17 protein-coding genes are annotated in these 16,208 nt (G+C 72.3%); 7 read left to right on the forward strand and 10 right to left on the reverse strand.

What is annotated here, in order from left to right:
- Nucleotides 1-7: 7 nt before the first annotated feature.
- The 6 genes from ACFW6B_RS25080 to ACFW6B_RS25105 form a co-directional block, all read right to left on the reverse strand.
- Nucleotides 8-1,246 carry a serine hydrolase domain-containing protein gene (locus ACFW6B_RS25080; protein WP_386598950.1) on the reverse strand — a complete coding sequence of 413 codons (1,239 nt, stop codon included), beginning with the start codon at nucleotides 1,244-1,246 and terminating at the stop codon, nucleotides 8-10.
- 210 nt (nucleotides 1,247-1,456) lie between these two features.
- Nucleotides 1,457-2,821: a CAP domain-containing protein gene (locus ACFW6B_RS25085; RefSeq protein ID WP_386598952.1), complete on the reverse strand. Its 1,365-nt coding sequence runs from the start codon at nucleotides 2,819-2,821 to the stop codon at nucleotides 1,457-1,459.
- Between the two features lie 69 nt (nucleotides 2,822-2,890).
- A complete protein-coding gene (locus ACFW6B_RS25090) occupies nucleotides 2,891-3,298 on the reverse strand; it encodes a YkvA family protein (protein WP_386598954.1) in 408 nt (135 codons plus the stop codon).
- A gap of 98 nt (nucleotides 3,299-3,396) precedes the next feature.
- Nucleotides 3,397-4,293 carry an MBL fold metallo-hydrolase gene (locus tag ACFW6B_RS25095; RefSeq protein ID WP_386598956.1) on the reverse strand — a complete coding sequence of 299 codons (897 nt, stop codon included), beginning with the start codon at nucleotides 4,291-4,293 and terminating at the stop codon, nucleotides 3,397-3,399.
- Nucleotides 4,294-4,343: 50 nt separating this feature from the next.
- Nucleotides 4,344-4,727, reverse strand: coding sequence for a hypothetical protein (locus tag ACFW6B_RS25100; RefSeq protein WP_386598958.1), 384 nt, complete (start codon nucleotides 4,725-4,727; stop codon nucleotides 4,344-4,346).
- Nucleotides 4,728-5,088: 361 nt separating this feature from the next.
- Nucleotides 5,089-6,015 carry a MurR/RpiR family transcriptional regulator gene (locus ACFW6B_RS25105; protein WP_386598960.1) on the reverse strand — a complete coding sequence of 309 codons (927 nt, stop codon included), beginning with the start codon at nucleotides 6,013-6,015 and terminating at the stop codon, nucleotides 5,089-5,091.
- Between the two features lie 207 nt (nucleotides 6,016-6,222).
- On the opposite strand from ACFW6B_RS25105, the gene ACFW6B_RS25110 reads away from it, so the two are divergent.
- The 3 genes from ACFW6B_RS25110 (at nucleotide 6,223) to ACFW6B_RS25120 (ending at nucleotide 8,362) form a co-directional block, all read left to right on the forward strand.
- On the forward strand, nucleotides 6,223-6,621 hold the full coding sequence (locus ACFW6B_RS25110; RefSeq protein WP_386598962.1) for a hypothetical protein: 399 nt from the start codon (nucleotides 6,223-6,225) through the stop codon (nucleotides 6,619-6,621).
- Complete coding sequence (locus ACFW6B_RS25115) at nucleotides 6,618-7,454, forward strand: DUF1206 domain-containing protein (protein WP_386598964.1); 837 nt, start codon at nucleotides 6,618-6,620, stop codon at nucleotides 7,452-7,454. Before ACFW6B_RS25110 ends, ACFW6B_RS25115 begins: the two co-directional genes overlap by 4 nt.
- A 473-nt stretch (nucleotides 7,455-7,927) precedes the next feature.
- Nucleotides 7,928-8,362, forward strand: a complete 435-nt coding sequence (locus tag ACFW6B_RS25120; protein ID WP_386598965.1) for a hypothetical protein — start codon at nucleotides 7,928-7,930, stop codon at nucleotides 8,360-8,362.
- Here the strand turns inward: ACFW6B_RS25120 and ACFW6B_RS25125 are convergent.
- Complete coding sequence (locus tag ACFW6B_RS25125; protein ID WP_386598967.1) at nucleotides 8,314-8,685, reverse strand: glycoside hydrolase family 15 protein; 372 nt, start codon at nucleotides 8,683-8,685, stop codon at nucleotides 8,314-8,316. The genes ACFW6B_RS25120 and ACFW6B_RS25125 overlap by 49 nt on opposite strands.
- 478 nt (nucleotides 8,686-9,163) lie before the next feature.
- Between ACFW6B_RS25125 and ACFW6B_RS25130 the strand changes: the two genes are divergently transcribed.
- Nucleotides 9,164-10,117 (forward strand): DUF389 domain-containing protein, encoded by a 954-nt coding sequence (locus tag ACFW6B_RS25130; RefSeq protein ID WP_386598969.1) that lies wholly within the window; start codon nucleotides 9,164-9,166, stop codon nucleotides 10,115-10,117.
- A gap of 72 nt (nucleotides 10,118-10,189) precedes the next feature.
- Entirely contained in the window at nucleotides 10,190-11,173 is a 984-nt protein-coding gene (locus tag ACFW6B_RS25135) for an aldo/keto reductase (RefSeq protein ID WP_386598971.1), read from the forward strand.
- A 60-nt stretch (nucleotides 11,174-11,233) separates the two neighbouring features.
- Here ACFW6B_RS25135 and ACFW6B_RS25140 read toward each other — a convergent pair whose 3' ends face one another.
- Nucleotides 11,234-11,911, reverse strand: a complete 678-nt coding sequence (locus ACFW6B_RS25140; RefSeq protein WP_386598973.1) for a DUF2238 domain-containing protein — start codon at nucleotides 11,909-11,911, stop codon at nucleotides 11,234-11,236.
- A gap of 152 nt (nucleotides 11,912-12,063) precedes the next feature.
- Nucleotides 12,064-13,107, reverse strand: a complete 1,044-nt coding sequence (locus tag ACFW6B_RS25145; RefSeq protein WP_386598975.1) for a hypothetical protein — start codon at nucleotides 13,105-13,107, stop codon at nucleotides 12,064-12,066.
- 252 nt (nucleotides 13,108-13,359) lie between these two features.
- Here ACFW6B_RS25145 and tgmA point away from each other — a divergent pair, with 252 nt between their 5' ends.
- Together tgmA and tgmB are read left to right on the forward strand one after the other, a co-directional pair.
- Nucleotides 13,360-13,551 (forward strand): putative ATP-grasp-modified RiPP, encoded by a 192-nt coding sequence (tgmA, locus tag ACFW6B_RS25150; RefSeq protein ID WP_037617579.1) that lies wholly within the window; start codon nucleotides 13,360-13,362, stop codon nucleotides 13,549-13,551.
- Nucleotides 13,552-13,565: 14 nt separating this feature from the next.
- Nucleotides 13,566-14,519 (forward strand): ATP-grasp ribosomal peptide maturase, encoded by a 954-nt coding sequence (gene tgmB / locus ACFW6B_RS25155; protein ID WP_386598978.1) that lies wholly within the window; start codon nucleotides 13,566-13,568, stop codon nucleotides 14,517-14,519.
- A gap of 23 nt (nucleotides 14,520-14,542) precedes the next feature.
- On the opposite strand, the gene ACFW6B_RS25160 is transcribed toward tgmB, so the two are convergent.
- Nucleotides 14,543-16,183, reverse strand: a complete 1,641-nt coding sequence (locus ACFW6B_RS25160) for a serine/threonine protein kinase (RefSeq protein ID WP_386598980.1) — start codon at nucleotides 16,181-16,183, stop codon at nucleotides 14,543-14,545.
- Nucleotides 16,184-16,208 lie beyond the last annotated feature (25 nt).

A 16,208-nucleotide genomic window follows, 5' to 3' on the forward strand; every position in this document is an offset into this window, starting at 1 on the left:
CGGCGTGTCAGCGGCGGGTGACGGACGGCGCGATGTCCTCGTGCCGTTCCCGGGGCGCCGCGTCGGGAACGAGGGCCCTGGTCACGGACCTGCCGCAGAACGCGGGCTCCAGGGCGCGGTACATGGTGTTGAGCACGGTGGTGTTGTTCGAGGTGTTGGCCAGGGCGGTGAGACTGCGCTTGCCGTCCTTCGTGGTGAAGGCGTACGTGTAGTAGCCCTGCACGGTGCCCGTGTGCCCGTACACGGAGATCCCGCACGACAGGTCGCGGCGGCGCAGTCCGAGGCCGTACGACGTGGTGCTGTTGACCCGGGTCCACTTCGTCATCTGGGTGAGCCGGTCGGCGGACATGAGCTTGCCGCGCAGCAGCGCGGAGAAGAAGACGTCCAGGTCGTGCGGGGTGGAGATGATGGCGCCCGCGCTCTGCGCCCAGGAAGCCGTCTGCTTGGTGGAGTTCACCAGGCCCGCCCCGGCCGTGTCCGACGTGAGGTAGCCCTGGGCGTGCCGGCCCGGGATCGCGGCGGAGGGATGGACGTAGAAGGTGTCGGCCAGGTTCAGCGGCGTGAAGATGCGCTTCTGGTACTCGGTGGCGACGGTGTGCCCGGTCAGCTTCTCGATCAGCATGCCGGCGACCACGAAGTTGGTGTTCGAGTACGAGTAGGCGGCCCCCGGCGCGTTGGTGCGGGGCTTCGCCAGCGACAGCCGTACCAGGTCGCGGTAGGTGAACACCTTGTTGCGGACGGCCTCGAAGCCGGAGACGGAGCGGGCGAACATGTCGTTGGTGTAGTCGTACAGACCGCTGCGGTGGCTCAGGACGTGCCGCACGGTGATCCTGTCGTCGGGCAGCAGGCCCGGCAGGTAGGTGTTGACCGGCTTGTCGAGCTTCAGCGCGCCCTCGTCGACGAGCTGGAGCAGCACCACGGCGGAGAACGTCTTGGTGACGCTGCCGACGCGGAACCGGTCGTTCGTGCTGATGGTCCGTCCGGTGGCCCGGTCGTCGACCCCCTCGACCAGCCGGTGCACCGTGCCGCCGTCGTCGATCCTCGCCATCGCGCCCGGTGCTCCCTGGGCGCGTGCCGTCCGCAGGATCGCCCGCAGGCCCGCCTCGTCGGGCGCCGCGGCGGCCACCGTCCGTCCGCCGTCGGCGCGGTGCGTGTCCGCCGGTGTCACGGCCTGTGCCGGGGCCGCCAGCAGGGACGCCACGACCGCGCCCAGCGCCGTTCCCGTAACCGCCGTTGCTGAGACCATCTGTTTCTCCCGAGTGCCATCTGCCGGTCGACGTCCCGGCCCGGACCGCGCCGCGGACGCGGGCGACGGCACCATCTGTACGCGCTGGGAGGGCACGCGGGTTGCATCGCCATGGGGATGAAGCGGAAACGGCGAGGTGGAATCGGTGGATTGGCGCAAAGCGGCCGCGCCGGGACCACTCGTCCGTGGACGGGCGGGGCTGACGCCGGCTCAGCCGCCGAAGAGCTGGGTCCAGTACGTGCCCGCCCTGCCGCCGCCGGCCAGGCCGATGCCCAGGTGGGTGAAGTCCGGCTTGAGGATGTTGGCGCGATGGCCGGGACTGTCCATCCAGCCCTGGACCACCTCGGCGGGGGAGCGCTGTCCGCAGGCGATGTTCTCGCCGACGGCGCGGTGGGCGGAGCCCGCGGCGGCGGCGCGGTCCCACGGTCTGCCGCCCTCGGGGGAGGTGTGGGCGTAGAAGTCGCGGGCCACCATGTCGGCGCTGTGGGCCTGGGCCGCGGCGGTGAGTCTCGCGTCGGCGGTCAGGGGCGGCAGCCCGGCGGCGGCCCGTTCGGTGTTGGTGAGCGTGATGACCTCACGCGCCGTCCGTTCCAGGCCCGCCGGGCTGAACGGCCGGGCCCACAGCGCCGTCCAGTACAGGTCGCCCGTGCGGGGGTCGGGGACGCGGGCGAGTCCCGCCTCGGTGAAGGCGGGATCGCACAGGGTGCGCCGTGACGGCTCGGCGGAGAGGCAGTACTCGACGAACTCGTGCACGGTGCGCGGGCCGGAGACCAGGTGTTCTCCGACGGTCAGGTAGGAGTAACCGGCCGAGACGACGCGCTGGTGGACGTAGACCCCGTCCGGGGCCTTCGAGGAGAGCGTCCCGCGGGCCGCCATGGCACCCGCGTGGCTCCGCGCGGCGGCGGTCAGCCGGGCGTCGAGGCGGACGGGCGGGGAACCGGTGGCGGCACGCGCGGAGTTCACCGGCCCCAGGAATCCGTCCGGGTCCTGGCCGTACCCCTGCGCTCCCGGCGATCCGCCCCGGCCGGCCGCGCCCGGTCCGGCGCCCGGTGATCCGCTCCGGGCGTCCGCCGCCGGGCCGCCCGGCGGGGCGGTGTCGTCGGTGACGTCGATCCCGAAATCCCGCGCGACGCCCGCGAGACCGTCCGCGTATCCCTGTCCGAGGGCACGGAGCTTCCAGGCCGTACCGCGCCGGTACACCTCGGCGAGGAGCAGCACGGTCTCCCGGTGCGGCCGGGGCGGGGTGAAGCGGGCGAGGACGCGGCCGTCCGGCGCGGTGACCTGGACCGTGGGGGAGGGCAGCCGGTCCGGCGGGGTCGTGGGGTCGGCGGGGCTGACGACGACGGTGACGCGGGACGCGCCGGGCCTCAGCCGCGGCGGGTCGACGGTGAGCCGGGCGCCGTCGAGACGGACGCCGGGCGCGGCCGGCTGGTTGTAGAACACGAAGTCGCCGTCGCCGCGCACCCTGCCGCCGTCGTCGGTGACGAGGGCGGACACGTCGAAGGGGCCCGGGACCCCGAAGGTCAGGACCCCGTCCGGCAGGGGCGTGTTGCCCCCGGGAACCAGCTCGGTCATGGCGCCGCCCGTCGCTGTCGTGATCCGTGCCCCCCGTGCCAGAGGTGCGGAGCACGGGCCGTCGACCGCTCAACGGACCGCCCCCTTCCCGCGGTTCCCGCGCCCGCGGTTCCCGTGACGCGGCTCTCGTTCCCAGGGTTCGCGCGAACCGCGCGGGACCGGCCGGGAACCGGGCGGGACGGCGGGGGCCGACGGGCGCAGCGGTCCTGAGGGCACCGCCGCGCGCAGCGAGCGCAGGGCGAGCAGCATGACGCCGATGTCGTCCAGGTAGACGGGGTCGGGCAGCAGGTCGGTCGGCAGCACGAGATAGGCGACGGCGCCCCAGAACACCCAACGGGGCCCGGTCGGCAGTCCGGCCCGCCGCAGGTCGCGGCGGGTGCGTACGAGCCGGCGCAGGAGCACCAGCGCCACCGCGAGCACGGCGGCCGCCAGTACCGCCACGATGACGAGGACCAGGGTCCACGAGGTCGAGTCCATGCGTCCGTCCAGAGAGGTCGTCGGATGCCCTTCCTTCCCGTGTGCCCGCTCGTGCCCCGCCTATCGCCCCGGGCGGGGCCGTCCGGGTGAGCGCTCCCTCACTCCGGGGCGTCGCGGCGGCAGATGACGAAGTCGTCGAAGACGTGCCGACCGGGACGCGAGCCGACGGACTCGACGGCCCGGCGAACGTCGAGGAGCTGATCCGTGGTCATCTGGAGCGGCGGCTCGTCGGGCTGGTAGGTGGTGCGCACCGGGTAGTCCCGGCCCGGTTCCCGGGTCATCTCGATGTGGCAGCCGAGTACGTGCGTGACGGGGCGGCGCCCGCAGAAGTCGATCAGCCGGTCGACGGTACGGGTGAAGGCGGGCCAGTCCTCGACGTACAGGCGTCCCGGATAGACCGTGTCGCCGGTGAGCAGGATCCCGGTCCAGGGATCGAAGAACGTCACCGCGGCCTCGTGGTGCCCGGGCGTGGCCAGACATTCCAGCACCCGGCCGCCGAGGTCGATTCGGGCGACGGCGTCGGGATCGTCGTGGAACCCGAAGAAGTCCCAGGCGCTGTCGAGGGACGCGTCCACGACGTCGGTGCCGGGACGGCCGGTGAACTGGCCGTCCCCGGCGGTGTGGTCGCCGTGCGGATGGGTGTGCAGGACCAGCAGTCCGTAGTCGTCACGGGGGTGCCCGGCGAGCCAGGTCTCGATCACCTCGTCGACGACCCGGCGCAGCGGGAAGTGCTCGGCCGAGGCCGTGGCGCCCGTGTCGATCAGGACGGCCCGCACGGTCCCGAACAGCAGGAACATGAAGGGCGCTTCGTAGTCGATCGCCATGTTCTGGCGAAGGATCACCGTGTGCTCGTCGTAGGAATGGACCTGGATGTCGGGGTCCGTGTTGTGCTTGGCCGAGGGCGAGCCGTGGATCCACCGCACGTCGAACGGTACGGCCGCCGCGGAATCATCGCCTCCATGGGCGTCGTCGGTCTGCTGCCCGGCACTGTCCACGCTGTCTCCCTCGGACTCGGTCCTGCCGGGCCACGACAGGGCCCGGGACCTCAGTGTCGCGGGTGGGCGTGGTCGACGAGCGCCTGGGACACCGCGCGGATGCTCCGGGCGATGTGCTGGAGCTGCATCACCTCGGCGGCGTACATCTTGATGGAGTGCTCGATGACGCTCTCCTGCAGACCGAGGCCGGGCAGCTCGGAGCGGGCGGTCTGGAGCGCCGTACGGGCGACCCTTATCTCCTGCTGCACCTGGAGGTGCGCGTGGCGGGCGAGCAGGACGGGGTGCTTGTGCAGGACGGGGTAGCTCGCGTAGCGGCTCGGCACCAGCTCGCGCAGCCATTTCACCGCCGACCGCTCCCAGTCGAAGCTGCCCGGTGTCTTGACCTGGCACGGCCAGTCCGAGGTGATCGGTGAATACGTCAGGGCCATGTTCATCGCTTCCGAGGTACGTCGGCGGGGGACTCTGGGGGCGGCCCCGGCATAGGGGGACCGGGGCCGCCACCACGGGTCTCGCGCACGAGACCCGCTCGAACACCCGGGACCCGGTGCGGGTAGGAGCGGACGGCCCCCGGTGCTCATGGGTCGTGACCTGGAAGCCTCCGGGGCACGATCCGAAAGAAGTATTTATATATGCCGCCAGATACGCAAGGACATGAAAACATTCATGCGTGCTTTGTTGTGAATGATCCCGCGATGCGCTGGTCGCGGCGGGTGCGGGCGAGACGTTCGCGTGATACGGGCCCGGGCCGGGCGGCGGTGGTTCCTCCGCCGCCGGAGAGCCGGACCCGGGCCGGGGTCAGTCCCTCAGGAAGAACTGGTGCTGCTCGGCGACCTGCTCGTACTCCTCCAGGCGCGCCTGGGTGCGCTCCGGATCGGCGTCGGTCATGGCCTGGAGCAGCGCCGCCGACAGCACCACGGGCGCCGCGTAGGAGTCGAAGACGAGGCGGGAACCGGTACCGGTGGCGAAGGTGACGTCGGCCTCGTCGGCCAGCGGGCCCAGTCCGAGGTCCGTGACCAGGGCCACCTGGAGGCCCGCGCTGCGCGCCACCCGCATGGCCGTGAGCGTCTCGTGGGCGTGCCGGGGCATCCCGAACGCCAGGACCCAGGTGCCGCCGGCCTCCCGCGACTGGAGCAGCGCGTCGTAGGCGACCGAGCCGCCGCGCGTCACCACCCGCACGTCCGGGTGGATGCGGCGGGCGGCGTACGCGAAGTACTCGGCCAGCGAGCCGGAGATCCGCAGTCCGAGGACCGTCAGCGGCGTCGACTTCGACAGCGCCCGGCCGACGCGGATGATCTGGTCGGGGTCGGTGAAGTCCCGCCGCAGGTTCTCCAGGTTCTCGATCTCGGCGTCCACCGCGGCCTGGAGCTCGTTGCTCGTGACCTCGACCGGCGTCCCGGGGGCGCCGCTGCCCAGGGTGCTGAGCGCGATGGCCTGCAGGCTCTCGCGCAGGGCGGGATAACCGCTGAAGCCCACGGCCGCCGCGAAACGGGTCACGGAGGGCTGGCTCACCCCCACCCGCTCGGCGAGGTCGGTGATCGACAGGAAAGCGGCTTCGGTGATGTGCTCGATCAGGTACTGGGCGATGCGCCGCTGGCCGGGGGAGAGCCGGGGGCCGTCGAACAGCTCCCTGAGCTGGGACGGGGGCGCGACATCGGCCTCGGGTGCCGTCTTTCCCGAGGTGATCGCGGATGCCTGTGCGCGTGCCTGCTGCGGCGATGGCACCGATGCGCCTCCTTCACGTCCCACGAGAACTCAACATAGCTCACCGACCTTTGTGACCTGGGCCGGTACGGACGCAAGCAATGCGTGCGTTCCTCGTTTGACGTGTGATCGCGGGGTACCCGCACACCCGGTACGGCCTGCGCCGTCACGACGCGCTCGTCCGCGGGCGCGCGTGCCCGTCCCGCCGACGCGAGGGAGAGGGTTTTCATGAGTGTGCAACAACTGCCCGCCTCAACGGTTCACGTGATGCTCGGGGACTGTTCCGCGGCCGACGCCACCAGTGTGCTCGCCGTCCTGTGCGGCCGCTTCGCCGCGGACCGGGAGGGGGCGGACGAACCCCACGAGTCCGGCGGCGGCAGACCGACGGTGTGGACCGTGCTGTTCGACACCGCCGGTGAGCCCAGCCACGACGCCGGGCCTGTCGGGGAACTTTCGGGGCAGCCGGTCGTGGAGGCGCAGGGCGGTCCCCGGGCGACACAGCGTCTGCGGGAAGTCCTCGACGCCGCCTTCACCGTGCACGAACTGGGCACGGAGGCCGGTGACCAGGAGGTTCAGATGAGGCTGCGATTGGAATCGGGTACGGCGGACGAGACGCGGTCCCCGTGAACGCCGGGACGGTGGCCCGCGACGGGGAGATCGGGGCCCGCCGCGCGGCGACGGGCTCCGCGCGGGAGGGTGCCGCCCGCGCGGGGCTGGTCGCCCGGGGCGTGATCTACGTCCTGGTCGGTCTGCTGGCCCTGCGCATCGCCTTCGGCGACAGCGGCGGACGGCAGGCGGACCGGAGCGGTGCCCTGCAGGAGATCGCCACGAAGCCGTTCGGCGCGGCCCTGCTGTGGGCTCTCGGCGCCGGGCTCGTGGGCATGGCGCTGTGGCGGCTGTCCGAGGCGGTGTTCGGCGCCGCCGGAGAGGGCGGCGGCGAGGCGGGCAAGCGCCTGATGTCCGCCGGGCGGTGCGTGTTCTACGGGTTCGTCGCGTACTCCGTGCTGGCCTTCGCGGCCGGCGCGCGCGGCAGCGGTTCGGGCGACCGGCAGTCCCGGGACGTCACGGCGAAGACGCTGGGAGTCCCCGGCGGCCAGTGGATCGTCGGCGCCGCCGGGGTGGCGCTGGGCGTCGCGGGCGTCTGGATCGCCGTACGGGCCGTGATGCGCAAATACCACAAGCACCTCAAGCTCGGTGAGATGTCGCGGCGGGTCCGCGGGGCGGTCGACACGGCGGGCGTGGGCGGCGGGGTGGCGCGGGGCGCGGTGTTCGCGGCGGCGGGGGCGTTCGCGGTCCGGGCCGCCGTGGAGTACCGGCCCGAACAGGCCAAGGGGGTGGACGGCACGCTGCGGTCCTTCGCGGCCGCGCCGACGGGCCCCTGGCTGCTGGCCTGCGTCGCCGCCGGTCTCGTCCTGTTCGGGGTCTTCTCGTTCGCGATGGCACGCTGGCGGAGGGTGTGAGGCACCGGCGCCGGAGTCCTCCCGTTATCTCCTGGACCGGCCGGCCCGTCCGAGGTGTGGGCTTCCTTACAAGGGGATGACATGATCGCGAACCACCCCCGCCACACCCGTAACTCAGGGCACTCTGGTTCCGGGTCGGTGACTCCTGTCCTGGAGAGACACGGAAACGCGCCGGCCACCGCGCCGACCGGCACCGCCGGATCGTGTCCTGCGGCAAGGGAAGCGGCTGCCGCGGAACAGCGCCCCGGAGCACCTCCGGGGCGCCGTGCGTGCCCTGCCGCGCCCCGGCCCTGCCGCGCCCCGGCCCGGGCGGGCCGGTTCCCGGCGGGCCGGATCCGGGCGGGCCGGATCCAGGGCGGTGCGGGCGAGGGCCACGAGAGCCAGGGCCTGACCGGAACCCCGCCGCGCCCCGTGCCACACCAACGGGCCAGTGCGGATTGCGGTCCGTCCTCCGGCTGGATCTCATGGTTCCCATGCAGCGACAAGTCTCCGACCCGGACGACCTCGTTCCGCCGATGGAACGCTCGCACTGGGTGGCCTTCGCCGGAATCCTGCTGATGGTCAGCGCTCTGTTCAACCTCCTCACGGGCTTCGTGGCGATCTTCAACCACGGCTACTACTCGAAGGTGTACTCCGGGGGCAACCGATTGCTGATCCTCAACTACACGGCCTGGGGGTGGATCTTCGTCGTCGTCGGCATCGTCATGGCGCTGCTGAGTCTCGGTGTCCTCGTGGGCTCCAGGGGGGCGCGGCTGGGAGGTGTCTGCCTGGCCGTGTTCAGCCTGATCGCACAGATGATCTTCCTGCCGGTCTACCCGTTCTGGTCGCTGTTCACGATGCTCGTGTCCCTGTTGGTCGTCTACGGCCTGCTGGCCGAGCCGAAGCACGTGCACGGAATGAGGGTGTAGGCGGACGCCGCCCGTGTTCGGCCCGGCCGGTCCAGTGCCCCGTCCGGCGTGGTGGCGGCCATGATCGGCGACAGATGGGTGAACGCCTGGGGGAAGTTGCCCAGTTGCTCGCCACTGGGTCCCACCTCCTCGGCGAAGAGGCCGACGTGGTTCGCGTACGTGTGCATCTTCTCGAACGTGCAGCGCGCCTCGGCCGGTCTGGCGGAGACCGGCGTCCGGCCCATCGCGTCGAGAGCCGACAGCCAGGTCGGGTCCTTCGCGCCCAGGAAGCCGACCCGGGGGAGAGCAGGAGCGAGGCGTCCAGGACGTCGCCCCCGTAGCACTGGACGTACGCCTTCTCCTTCTCGCTCCAGCCGCCCGGGGGCAGGTGATTCCGGTCCGTACTGCTGCGCAGTACCACCGCGGGTTCCTGTTTCACGGGCCTCCGCCGACCGGTGGGGGTCGGTCTCACGTGGCCTCCGCGGGCCTGACGTTCCGCCCGTCCGGCGGTAGGCCGGACGACTCCGTCATCCGGCAGGGCGATCCCGGCCGTGTCCGGGCGTTCCGTCAGCCGTTCGCGCAGCCAGTGGGCGAACGCCGTCGCCTCCTCGGCGAACCCGAGGTCGAGCAGGGCGCGCGGCGACAGGGCCCCGTCCCTGACCCAGGTGCAGCGGTGGTCCCAGGTGCGTTCGCCGCCGATCCGCTCCGGCAGCCCCATGGTGGCGCCCGCGGCCGGATTGCCGAACGCCGGGCGGCCGGAGTTACTGGAGGGGTCCGTTCCACGCCGACGAGGCGCGCGCCGGTGTCCCGGGAGGTATCCGCATGGACCTGCTCCACGTGCGCATGGTGAGTCCCGCCGGGCTGACCGACGCCGTGGTATCCCGGCTCGCGGCCGACCCGTCCGTCGTGAACCTCGTGGTGCAGCCGGGCGCGGCCCGCAGCCCGGAGGGCGACGCCCTGTCCTGCGACGTGCTGACCGGCGGGGCCAACGAGGTGCTGCGGGGGCTGCGGGAACTGCACCTCGACGAGGTGGGCTCCATCGTCGTGGAACCCGTCGACATGGCGATCACCGGGCATCTCGTGCACGAGGACGCCGAGCGGCCCGGTCTGCTGTCCCGTGCGCCGGTCTGGGAGGAGGTGGAGGCCCGCATCCGCGCGCAGGGCACGTACGCTCCGAGCTTCTACCTCTACCTGGTGGTCGCCGCCCTCATCGGCGCGGTCGGCATCGTCGTCAACTCGCAGATCCTCATCGTCGCGGCGATGGTCGTCGGGCCCGAGTACGGCGCCATCGTCAGCGTCGCGCTGGGCATCGAACGGCACTCGCGGCGGCGTGTCCGCGAGGGGCTCACCGCCCTGGGCGCCGGGTTCGCGCTGGCCATCGTCGTCACGTTCCTGTTCGGCCTGCTGATCCGCGGCTTCGGCCTGCAGTCCAGGGCGTTCGAGCTGGGCATCCGCCCCGTCTCGCACCTGATCTCCACGCCCGACTTCTTCTCGGTGGCGGTCGCCACGATGGCCGGGATCGTGGGCGTCGTCTCCTTGTCCGAGGCCAGGACGAGCGCCCTGCTGGGCGTCTTCATCTCCGTCACCACGATCCCCGCCGCAGCCGCCCTCAGTGTCTCCGCCGCCTTCGAGAGCTGGGCCGAGGCACGCGGAGCGATCATCCAACTCCTCATCAACGTAGCCGTGTTGATCGTGGTGGGCGCGCTCACGCTGCGGGGGCAACGCGCCGTCTGGCGCATGGTGGGCAGGCGCGAGGCGCGCCCCGCCGACGGATGACGGCCGCCCGGTGTGCGAGGACGCGCGGAGCGGAGACGTCCGCTCCGGTGGGGGAGGTGACAGACTGGCGTCATGGACGAGCGCGCATTCGACAGGTCCGGCCAGCATGCTTCCGTCATCGGCCTGGGCACCTGGCAACTGGGGGCCGACTGGGGCGAGGTGAACGAGAAGGACGCCATGGCCGTGCTGGAGACGGCGGCGGAGACGGGAGTGACCTTCTTCGACACCGCCGACGTGTACGGCGACGGGCGGAGCGAGGAGGCCATCGCCGGATTCCTGCGCGGCAGGCCGGACCTGCACGTCATGGTCGCCACCAAGATGGGCCGCCGCGTCGACCAGATCCCGGAGAACTACGTCCTCGACAACTTCCGTGCCTGGAACGACCGTTCGCGCCGCAACCTCGGCGTCGACCGCCTCGACCTGGTGCAGCTCCACTGCCCGCCCACCCCCGTCTACTCCTCGGACGCGGTGTACGACGCGCTCGACACGCTGGTCGAGGAGGAGCGGATCGCCGCGTACGGCGTGAGCGTCGAGACGTGCGACGAGGCGCTGACCGCCATCGCCCGCCCGAACGTGGCGAGCGTGCAGATCATCCTCAACCCGTTCCGCACGAAGCCCCTGCGCCAGGTCCTGCCGGCGGCCCGGGAGGCGGGCGTCGGCATCATCGCAAGGGTCCCGCTGGCCTCCGGGCTGCTCTCGGGCAAGTACACGAAGGACACCGTCTTCGCCGCCGACGACCACCGGACGTACAACCGTCACGGCGAGGCCTTCGACCAGGGCGAGACCTTCTCCGGAGTCGACTTCGCGACGGGCGTGGAGGCGGCGGCCGAGTTCTCCGCCCTCGCCCCCGAGGGGTACACGCCGGCCCAGCTCGCCCTGCGGTGGATCGTCGCCCAGCCCGGCGTGACCACGGTCATCCCGGGAGCCCGTTCACCCGAACAGGCCCGGGCCAACGCGGAGGCCGCGAAGCTGCCGGAGCCGTCCCGGGCGACCCTGGACGCCGTCGACGAGCTCTACGAGCGGCGGATCAAGGAGCAGGTGGAGAGCCGCTGGTGACGGCACGGGGAACCCGGCGCCGCGAGCCCTCCACCGCGGAGGGCCGCGCCGTCGGCGGTCTCAGTCCCCGGAGGGCCGTGCCGCGAGCGCGTCGAGCTGCCGGTCGTGCGCGCGGCTGAGCAGCAGCACCGAGACGGTCGCGCCGACGAGGGCGCAGAACATGTCCCACTGGGTGTCCCACACGTCGCCCTGGGTGGCCAGGAAGGCGTCCGCGCCGTGCCCGCCGATCACCGCGGCCGCCCACTCGAACATCTCGAAGAGGGCGCTGAAGGCGAGGCACGCGCACACCGTCAGGGGCGCCAGCCACCTGCTGCCGCGCAGCGGTGACGTCCTGCTGAGCAGTTCCCGCACCAGGACGGCCGGTACGAAGCCCTGCACGAGATGTCCGAACCGGTCGTACGGATTGCGGTCGAGCCCGAACGTGTCGCGCGCCCAGTCGCCGAGGGGCACCTGTGCGTAGGTGTAGTGGCCGCCCACCGCGAGCACCAGCGCATGGGCCGCGAGGAGGCAGTACAGCAGGCTCGTCAGCGGGAACCGCCGCCGGCCCAGCACCACCAGCGGCAGCCCCACGAGCACCCACACGGTCTCCAGCAGCCAGGTCATCTGGTCATGGGCATGCCATGCAGAGAGCGCCATGCCCGCGACGACCACCCCCAGGAGCGCGGCCGGGAGGGCGTTGCGCGGGGCGCGCCCGGCGGCGGGGTGCGGGCCGGGTCGCGCGAGGGCTGGTCCATGCATGACGGGCTCCTTCGTCCAGGTGGCCCCATCGTGGCGGAGGGCCGGGGAGGCCGGCATGAGTACGGGTACTCACCCGGCCTCCCGCGTCCCCGCGACGGCCGGGTCCGTGACGTGGGCACGGGCTCCCGGCGGACGGCGTGCGCGGGCGTTCGTCAGGAGGCGGGACGGCCCTCCCGGCCGGCCGCCCCGCGCAGCGCCTCGATGGCGGTACCGATCGCCTGCCGGAGCTCCTCCAGGCGCTGGACCATGTCGTCCTCGTAGATGTCGTCGGCGTCGTCGAAGGTCAGCTCCTCGAACACCTTCGTGGCCCGCTGCAGACCGCTGTAGACCTTCGTCCGGCGTTCCTGGAGGCGCAGTTCGGGGTCGGCCTCCACCGTCTCGACGACGAGGTTCCTCATCGTGTCGTACGCCTCCGTGACCCACTCGCCCGCGTCCTCGCCCTCGTCGAGCTCGTCGAGGAGGGACAGACGGCGCTCGGCCTCGGAGCGCAGCTCGGCCGGCGCGTCCAGCGTCTGTCCGGCAGGCGTCCTGATCTGGCCCTTCTCCGCGATCTGGCGCACGTAGCCGATGCGGTCGGCCGCCCTGTTCTCGGTGGCGACCGCCTTCTTCAGCTCGTCCGTGCGGGCGATGTCGCGGGCCAGCTCGGTCTGGAGGGACGGGTCCTCCTTCACGCGGTCCAGCAGCGCGGCCCGGGCCGCCTTCGCCGTGGAGGGGTCGGCGAGGATCGCGGCCCGCAGCGCGGTCGGGTTCTCGGCCACCTCCAGGGCCTTGGTGGGCCGGATCCCCTCGGCCTCGGCCGCCTCGGTGATGGCTGCGCCGCGCTCGGAGGCGGCGCTGGAGCGGGAGGCGTAGTACGCCGACCAGGTTTCCCCGTCCGGGAGTTCGACGTCCGCGCCGGGCATCAGGGTCTCGAAGTGGGGAACCAGACCGTCGTCGGCGGCCCTGTCCCAGGCCTTGTAGTAGCGCATGACCCGGTCGGGCGAGCATCCGGCCAGTCCGGCGAACTCCTTCGCGGACACCTTCCGCGTGTCCTCGGCGGACTGTCCGCCGGGACGGACGCTGCGCGCCACCTTGAGCGCGAAGGCCCAGCCGCCGTTGCGGGCGTAGGCGCCGAAGTCGCGCGCGTCGCGCTCGACGGGGTCCGGAACGCCGGCCCGCGTGGCGGCGTCTTCGGAGGAGGTGATGGCTGCGGTCACCGGGAACTCTCCTGGGGTGGTGGGGCGTTGATGTCACGGAGGATGAAGCTATGGCCTAAGGTCTGCCTGGAATCAAGGTGACACTAGGCGACCGCGATCAAGCGGACACCCCAGTAAATCCGAAATGTGCAAGCCCAGAAACGACGCGATGTGATGGCCTTCACCCCGATGTGGCGGAAAGTGATGAATTCCTTACGGTCATGCCACGTACGGGTGTGTATTGGCCATCACGCGACCGCGGGAGGATCTTTCGTGCGACCGTTCACTCTCAACTACGCCCGGCCCTCAGGGCAGTCGGCCGCAATACCCCCGTACCACTTCGACGTGTCCCTGCAGCTGAACGTGCTGCCCGACGGCCGTCCCGCCGTCAGCGACCGCGCGTTGCTGATGGCGACCGGTACGACCACATCGACGGCCGGTTCTCAGACGCACTTCGACGACTGACGGATGCCGCGCGCATGACGGTTCTCATACTCACGGCCGAACAGGACGTCACCGCCGACATGGTGGTGGCGAGACTGCACGAGCGGGGCGTGCCCATGGTGCGCCTCGATCCGGCCGACCTGCCCGGCAAGGCGGTGCTGTCCGCCGACTACGCCCACGGTGACTTCGACGGCTATCTGTCGGTCAACGGCCATGTGCTCAGCATGGGAGGCCTGCGCTCCGTGTGGGTGCGCAGACCGGGCGAGCCGGCGGCGCACGCCGCCGAACCCTCCGCATGGCTCACCGCCGAGACCAGGCAGGCCCTGTTCGGCATGCTCTACTCCGCCTCGACCCGCTGGATGAACCACCCGCGCCGCGCCGAGCAGGCCCGGCACAAGCCCTGGCAGCTGAGGGTGGCGCACACCAGCGGGTTCGCCGTGCCGCCCACCGTCATCACGACCGCTCCCCGGGTGGCCCAGCAGTTCGTCCAGGAGCACGGCGACGTGGTCGTGAAATCGGCCTCGGGGCCACCGCCGGGTCAGCCTCCGGCGGCCCTGCCCACCACCCTGGTCGGTCCGGGCACGGACTTCTCCGGCGTGGCGGCCGGCCCCGCCTTGCTCCAGCGCTACATCCCCAAACGTGCCGACATCCGGCTCACCGGCATCGGCACCCGGCTGTTCGCCGCCCGGAAAGCCGCCGAACCGGGCCAGGTCGACGGCCGGTTCGGCGAGACGGAGAACGGCTGGGAACCCACACCGGTGCCCCATCGCATCGCCCGTTCGGTCCACGACTACCTCGCCTTCACCGGACTCGCCTACGCGGCCTTCGACTTCGCCGAGGACGCGGACGGCATCTGGTGGTTCCTGGAGTGCAACCAGGGAGGCCAGTTCGGCTTCATCGAGCTGGAGACCGGACAGCCCATCGCCGACGAGGTGGCCGTGTGGCTGGCGCAGCGCAGGGCCGGTCTGCGCATCCCGGAAGGACACTGACATGAGCACTCGGTGACGGAGGGTCAGTTCACGCCCGTCCGGAAGGAGTCGAGGAAGGTCTTCAGCGCCTGCCGGTTGGCGGCGGTGTCCCATTCGTCGGCCGGGGTCGTCCAGCGCAGCGAGAAGCCCCGGTTGCCCCCGATGAGGAATCCGCGGCCGAGGGTGCGCACCCGCACGCCCTGGACCACGGAGTACCACTCCATGTCGGCACCCTTCATGCCGCGATAGGTCACCGGCCGGATGGCGCCCACGCGTTCGTAGCCGGTGAGCACGGCACGCAGGTTCGGCTCCTTGGCGCTCCAGACGGCGACCGGGTCCGGCCCCAGCCGGGTGCTGTAGGTGACGGCCAGGTTGCGCGGATCGCCGCTCGCCCCGAGCGTCACCCGGTAGGCGAGGTCGTCGGAGGACTGCGTGTCCACGGGGCTCCAGCCCTTCGGCAGGGCGACGGCGAAGCCCTGGGGCGCCCGGTAGAGGGAGAAGCCGGCCGGCAGCGCCGCGCCGGCGGTGGCCGAGGGGGAGGGGGACGGTTTCGCGGACGCCGTGGGCTTTCGGCCGACGGGCGCGCCGGCGGTGGGGTCGACGGACGGCGTGCCGGTGGGGGCCCGTGACGGGGCCGGGCCGGAGGCGGCGGTCTCGTCCCCGCCCGGCAGCGCGCCCATCGAGGCGAACACCAGGGCACCGGCGACCACGACGGCGAGGGCCGCGCCCAGCAGAACGGGCCGGCCGGCCGGAAGGCCTCCCCGGGCGCGCCCGGGCTTCCCGGTGTCCCCGTCGCCCTCGGTGTCCCCGTCGCCGGGCTCCCCGGCGGGGGCCAGCAGATCGGGCAGCGGCTCCGGCGGCGTGACCTCCTCGAGGTTCTGTCTGAGGAAGCGCGTCAGCGACTCCCGTACGACGGCCTCGGGCACCCGCTCCACGGGGTCCTGGCGCAGCAGGCCCAGGATGGCGGGCGAGAGCGGGCCCGCGTTGCGCGGGGCCCTGACCGGCACCCGGTCCACCGCCCGGAGCGTGGCCTCCATCCCGTCCCGGTCCCGTACGGCGGGCCGTCCCTCGACGAGCGCGTACATCAGGGCGCCCAGCGCCCAGAGATCGGCCGCGGGCGTGCGGCCTTCGCCGCGGGCCTGCTCGGGGGAGGCGTACGAGGGGGAGGTGAGGCGGGGAGTGCCGGCGGACGCCGCCAGCCCGAAGCCGGTCACGGTGACCGTGCCGTCCTCGTCGGACCACACCTGGCTCGGGCCGAGTTCGCCGTGGACGATTCCCTCGTGGTGCGCGGCGGTCAGGACGTCGAGGACGCCGAGCCCGACACCGGCCGCCCGTACGTGGTCGAGGGGTCCGTTCAGGAGGAGTTCGGACAGCGGGACGCCCGGGGGCCGTTCCGTGACGGTCCACAGGAAGCCGGGTTCCTCGACCACGCCGAGGACGGCGGCCACTCCGCCGCGGCAGGCCGGACCGAGGACCTCGGCCGTGCGCAGGATCCGGTCGGCGGCCGGCTCCGCCGGCTCCTCGCCGGGGTGTCCGGCTGTGCGCGACCGGGTCAGGACGACGGGCCGTCCGAAGGCGGTGTCCTCGCCGTGCCACAGGGCCCGGCCCTCCTCGCGCAGGAAGACGTCGAGAAGCCGGTATCTCCCGGCGATCAGCTCGCCCGTGGAGTCTTGCGCCTTGGCCATCGTCATCCCTCGTCGTGTACCGGAC

This window comes from Streptomyces sp. NPDC058751, assembly GCF_042746485.1.
Taxonomy (GTDB): Bacteria; Actinomycetota; Actinomycetes; order Streptomycetales; family Streptomycetaceae; genus Streptomyces.